Genomic DNA, 6,427 nt, shown 5'->3' on the forward strand with positions numbered 1-6,427 from the left:
GTGTATGTGCGGGGGCCGGATTCAGCGAGCGCTGTGCCGGCCGAGCTCGTTGTCGATGAAGGCGAAGATTTCGTCGGTGCTGGCGGCCTCGAGCCGCTCGGCGACCTGCTCGCCGTCCTCCTCCGCCGGGGCCCCGCGCCAGGCGTCCAGGAGCTGCGCCAGGCGCCCGGCGACGGCGGCCCTGGTACGGGCGTCGGGCTCGCCGGCGGCGAGTGCGGCGTCGAGCCGGTCGATCTCGGCGAGGAGGTCGGGACCCGTTTCGGACTCGTCCACGAGCTGCGGGACGAGGTGACCGGCGAGTGCGGCGGGGTTGGGGTAGTCGAAGACGAGGGTGGCGCTCAGCCGCAGGCCGGTGGCGGTGGAGAGCCGGTTGCGCAGCTCGACCGAGGTCAGCGAGTCGAAGCCCAGCTCGTTGAACTCCCGCCGGGTGTCGATGGCCTTGGCCGAGGCGTGTCCGAGCACGGCGGCGGCCTCGGTGCGTACGAGGTCGGTCAGGATGCGCAGGCGCTCCTCCGGACGTGCCTCGCGCAGCCGTTGGGTGAGCGTCGCGGCCGCTTCGGCGCCGCCCGCGGAGCCCGCCGCCGTACGGCGGGCGCCCTTGACCAGGTTCCGCAGGACCGGAGGTACGGCGCCCCGGTCCCGGGCGCCGGTGGTGACCGGTCCGATGGGCACGAGGTGTGCGGCGTCGGCCGTGGTGGCGGTGTCGAACAGGGTCAGTCCCTGCTCGATGGTCAGGGGCGTGGCTCCGGAGGCGGCGATCCGCTGGACGTCGGCGTCCGAGAGGGTGGCGGTCATGCCGCCGCTCGGGGCCCAGGCGCCCCAGGCCAGGGAGTGGGCGGGCAGGCCCTGGGCCGTACGGTGCCGGGCCAGCGCGTCGAGGAAGACGTTGCCCGCGGCGTAGTTGCCCTGGCCCGCGCCGCCGAGGATGCCCGAGACGGACGAGTACATGACGAAATCGGCGAGGTCGAGGTCCTTGGTGGCCTCGTGCAGATGCCAGGCCGCGTCCACCTTCGGACGCAGTACGGCGGACAGCCGCTCGGGCGTCAGCGACGCCACCACACCGTCGTCCAGGACGCCGGCGGTGTGGATCACGGCGGTCAGCGGGTGCGCGGCGGGCACCGAGGCCACGATCCCCGCGGCCGCTTCCCGGCCGGCCACATCGCCCGCGACGATGGTCACCTCGGCGCCCTGCGCGGCCAGTTCCGCCCGCAGCTCCTCGGCGCCGGGCGCGTCCGGGCCGCTGCGGCTGGCCAGCAGCAGGTGCCGTACGCCCCGCTCGGCCACCAGGTGCCGGGCCAGCTCACCGCCCAGGCCGCCCGTACCGCCGGTGATCAGCACGGTGCCGTCCGGGTTCCAGGCACGGGGCAGCGTCAGCACGATCTTCCCGATGTGCTGCGCCCGGCTCATGTACCGGAACGCCTCCGGTGCGCGCCGCACGTCCCAGGTCGCCACCGGCAGCGGGCGGATCGTGCCCGCCCCGAACAGCTCCAGTAGTTCGGTCAGCATCCCCTGTACGCGGTCGGGGCCCGCGTCGGCGAGGTCGAACGCCTTGTAGTGGACCGGGGCGGCGGTTTCGGGGTCGCGGATGTCCGTCTTGCCCATCTCCAGGAAGTGGCCGCCGGGGGCGGTCAGCCGCAGGGAGGCGTCGACGAACTCACCCGCCAGGGCGTTGAGGACCACGTCCACGCCGCAGCCATCGGTGACCGCCCGGAACCGCTCCTCGAAGTCCGTGGTCCGGGAGGAGGCGATGTGGTCGTCCGCGACGCCCAGTTCGCGCAGCGTGTCCCACTTGCCCTCACTGGCCGTGGCGAACACCTCGGCACCGAAGTGCCGGGCCAGCTGGATCGCCGCCATACCGACACCGCCGGCTCCGGCGTGCACCAGGATCGACTGCCCGGGACGCAGACCGGCGAGGTCCTTCAGGGCGTAGAGCGCGGTCAGGAAGACCAGCGGCACCGACGCCGCCTGCTCGGGTGCCCAGCCCTCGGGAATACGGGTCAGCAGCCGCTGGTCGGTCACGCCCACCGGCCCGTAACCGCCGAAGACCATGCCCATGACGCGGTCTCCCGGGCGCAGTCCGTGCACGCCGGGCCCGGTTCCGGTCACCACACCGGCGGCCTCGGCGCCCAGCAGTCCGGCCTCGCCCGGGTACATTCCCAGGGCGTTCAGTACGTCGCGGAAGTTGACGCCGGCGGCCTGGACCTGGATGCGGACCTGGCCCTCGGTGAGCGTGTCGAGGATCTCCGGGCACGGCGCGAGGACCAGGTTGTCCAGGCTGCCCTTGGCCGCGCTGTCCAGCCGCCACGGCACGTCGGCGGGCGGCAGCAGGCCCGCGCTGCCGCTGAGAGAGGCCAGCCGTGCGACCCGGACGGCGCCGTCGCGGACCACGAACTGGGCGTCGTCGGTGGCCAGCAGGCCCGGGAGTTCCGCGAGTGCGTCCTTCGGGTCGCAGCCGTCTTCGAGGTCCAGGAGCGCGATCCGCCCGGGGTTCTCCGTCTGCGCCGAGCGCACCAGACCCCACACCGCGGCCGCGGCCACATCCCGTACGGTCTCGCCCTCGTCGGCGGAGACGGCACCGCGCGTGACGAACACCAGACGCGTGGCAGCGGACTCCTCCCGGCCGAGCCAGTCCTGAAGCACGCCCAGGGCCCGGGCCGTCACCTCGTGCGTCGCGGCGGGTACGTCATCGCCCGTACCGCCGGACACGGGGACGACCACAAGGTCCTCGTCCCCCGTCAGGTCCGCCAAGGAGGCGACCGACGCGCCCACTCCGAATGCATCGTCGCCCAGGGACACGCACCGGACCTCGGTGGAACCCACCTCGGGCGCCGCCACCCAGTCCAGCGACAGGAGCGTTCCCTGCTCCGTGCCGCGCTGTCCCGCCGACCGGCCGGTACCGGGGTCCTGGTAGGCCCGTATCACCATCGCCTCGGCGGAGAGGACGGGTGCGCCCTCGACGTCGACGGCCGCGATGGACACCGAGTCGTCTCCGGTCTTCGCGACCCGGGCCCGCAGTACGGAGGCTCCCCCGGCGTGCAGAGAGACGCCCCGCCAGGCGAACGGCAGGGCGTCCTCGTGCTCGCTGCCGACCCCGGCCATCCGGTGCGACTGCAGCACCGCGTCCAGGAGCGCCGGATGGAGCCCGAAGGAACCGGCGTCCTCGGCCACCTGCGCCGGGAGTGCCACCTCCACGTAGGCGCCGCCCTCGTACTGCCACACCGAGCGCAGGCCCTGGAAGGCCGGGCCGTACCCGGTCCCCTCGTAGAAGCCGTCCAGGTCGACGGCCACCGCGTCCTGCGGGGGCCAGGTACGGACACCGAAGTCAGCGATGCGCTCGCCGCTGGTCAGGGTTCCCTCGGCGTGCTGGGTCCACGGCTCGTCGGCGGCGGCACCGCCGGGGCGCGAGTGCACCGAGACCGTACGGGCGCCCGTCTCGTCGGGGGCACCTGCCACCACCTGGACCTGTGCGGCGCCCTCCGCCGTGAGGACCAGAGGAGTCAGCAGCAGGAATTCCTCGACCCGGTCGCAGCCGATCTGGTCACCGGCGCGCATCGCCAGCTCCAGGAAGCCGGTGGCCGGGAAGAGGACGCTGCCGCCCATCTTGTGGTCGGTCAGCCACGGGTACGCCTGCAACGACAGCCGGCCGGTGAACACGACCTGGCCCGAGTCCGCGACGGTCAGTGTCGCGCCCAGCAGCGGGTGCTCCGCGGGCTGGAGGCCCGCTCCGGTCACGTCTCCGGAGAGCGCGGCGGGCTGCGGCCAGTACCGCTGGTGCTGGAAGGGGTAGGTGGGCAGGTCGACGCGGCGGGCGCCGGTGCCGTCGAAGACGCCGGACCAGTCGATGCCGACCCCGGTGACGTGCAGCCGTGCCAGCGCGGTGAGCAGGGCGGTCTCTTCGGGGCGGTCCTTGCGGAGGGCGGGGACGGTCACGGCCGTCTCGTCCAGGGTGTGCTGGGCCATGGCCGTCAGCACGCCGTCCGGGCCCAGCTCCAGGAAGACCGAGGCGCCTTCGTCGGCCAGCGCGCGCACGCCGTCGCCGAAGCGCACCGTCTCGCGTACGTGCCGGACCCAGTATTCGGGCGAGCACACCAGCTCTTCGTCGGCCACCTCGCCGGTCACGTTCGAGACGATCGGGATCTGCGGGGCCGCGTACGACAGTTCCCCGGCCACCTGCCGGAAGTCGTCCAGCATCGGGTCCATCAGCGGCGAGTGGAAGGCGTGGCTCACCGGCAGGCGGCGGGTCTTGCGGCCCTGGCCGGTGAACTCCTCGGCGATCCGGAGCACCTCGGCTTCCTGCCCGGCGATCACCACGGCTTCCGGGCCGTTGACGGCGGCGATCGACACCCCGTCGACCAGCCGCCCGGCCACCTCGTCCTCGGTGGCCTGCACGGCCACCATCGCGCCGCCCGCGGGAAGGGCCTGCATCAGCCGCGCCCGCGCCGCGACGAGCGCACACGCGTCCTCCAGCGACAGCACCCCGGCGACATGCGCGGCGGCGATCTCACCGATCGAGTGCCCTGCCACGTGGTCCGGACGGACACCCCAGGACTCCACCAGCCGGAACAGCGCCACCTCGATGGCGAACAGCGCGGGCTGGGTGAACCCGGTCTCGTCCAGGCCCTCCGCGTCACCGAAGATCACGTCCCGCAGCCCGGCGTCGAAGTGCTTCAGCACGGCGTCCAGCGCCTCGGCGAACACGGCGAACCGGCCGTACAGTTCCCGGCCCATCCCGGCGCGCTGCGCGCCCTGGCCGGAGAACAGCACCGCGAGCGAGCGGCCCGTCTCCGCGCGGCCCCGGGCCGCCTCGGACAGTTCGCCGTCGGGGCACCGCGCCAGCAGCACCGCGCGGTGCTCGAAGACCGAACGGCCGTTGGCGAGCGAGAAACCGACGTCCGCCGGGGACGACGCGCCCCGCAGCGACAAGATCCGCTCGATCTGCGCCGCCAGGGCCTCCTCGGACCTGGCCGACACCGGCCAGGGCACCACGGCGGGCGCCACCTCGGATTCGGGTGCCGGTTCGTCGGCCGGTGCCGCCTGTTCCACGATCACATGGGCGTTGGTGCCGCTGATGCCGAACGACGAGACGCCCGCCCGCCACGGCCGGTCGGCCGCCGGCCACTCCCGCGGCCCGGTGGCCAGGAGTTCCACCGCGCCGGACGCCCAGTCCACGTGCGACGACGGCGTATCCACGTGCAAGGTCTGCGGCAGTACGCCGTGCCGCATCGCCAGGACCATCTTGATGATCCCGGCGACTCCGGCCGCGGCCTGGGTGTGGCCGAGGTTGGACTTCACCGAGCCGAGCAGCAACGGGCGCTCGGGGTCGCGGTCCTGGCCGTAGGTGGCCAGCAGCGCCTGTGCCTCGATCGGGTCGCCGAGCGGGGTGCCCGTGCCGTGGGCCTCGACCACGTCCACGTCCGCGGCCGACAGGCCCGCGCTCGCCAGGGCCTGGCGGATCACCCGCTGCTGGGACGGGCCGCTGGGCGCCGTGAAGCCGTTGGAGGCGCCGTCCTGGTTGACGGCCGAGCCCCGGACGACGGCGAGCACGGGGTGCCCGTTGCGGCGGGCGTCGCTCAGCCGCTCGACGAGGAGCATGCCGACGCCCTCCGACCAGCCGGTGCCGTCGGCGGCCTCGGAGAACGCCTTGCACCGGCCGTCCGCCGCGAGGCCGCCCTGCCGGCTGAACTCCATCAGGGAGCCGGGGGACGACATCACGTTCACGCCGCCGACCAGGGCGAGCGAGCACTCACCGGCCCGCAGGGCGTGGGCCGCCGAGTGCAGGGCCACCAGCGAGGAGGAGCAGGCCGTGTCGACCGTCACCGCCGGGCCTTCGAGGCCCAGCGTGTAGGACAGCCGCCCGGAAGTGGCGCTGGCGGCGATCCCGGTGCCGATGTCGCCGGTGGCGTCGGACAGGGAGCGCACCAGCAGGTAGGCGTAGTCCTGGCCGTTGGTGCCGACGAACACGCCGGTGCGGCTGCCGCGCAGGGACACCGGGTCGATGCCGGCCCGCTCGATCGCCTCCCAGGAGGTCTCCAGCAGGAGCCGCTGCTGCGGGTCCATGGTCAGCGACTCGCGCGGCGAGATCCCGAAGAAGTCCGCGTCGAAGTCGGCCACGCCGTCGAGGAAGCCGCCTTCCTGGCTGACGGCGTTGCCGCGCTGGTCGACACCGGCGTCCCGCAGGGCGTCGAGGTCCCAGCCGCGGTCCGTGGGGAACGCGCCGATCGCGTCCTTGCCGGAGGCCAGCAGCTCCCACAGGTCCTCGGGCGAGTTGACGCCGCCGGGGTAGCGGCAGCTCATCGCCACGATCGCGAGCGGTTCGGTGGCCGCGGCGACGAGGGTGCGGTTCTGCCGGCGCAAGTGCTCGGCTTCCTTCAGCGACGCGCGGAGGGCCGCGACGATCTGCTCACTGGAGGTGGTCATGGTCCCTCTT

The 6,427-nt window shown here is 73.7% G+C and carries 1 protein-coding gene; it reads right to left on the bottom strand.

Annotation, left to right across the window (positions count from 1 at the left end; translation table 11 throughout):
* Nucleotides 1-21: 21 nt before the first annotated feature.
* A complete protein-coding gene (locus CP984_RS01750; RefSeq protein ID WP_003984482.1) occupies nucleotides 22-6,417 on the bottom strand; it encodes a type I polyketide synthase in 6,396 nt (2,131 codons plus the stop codon).
* Nucleotides 6,418-6,427: the final 10 nt, after the last annotated feature.

The sequence above is a fragment of the Streptomyces rimosus genome, assembly GCF_008704655.1.
Lineage (GTDB): Bacteria > Actinomycetota > Actinomycetes > Streptomycetales > Streptomycetaceae > Streptomyces > Streptomyces rimosus.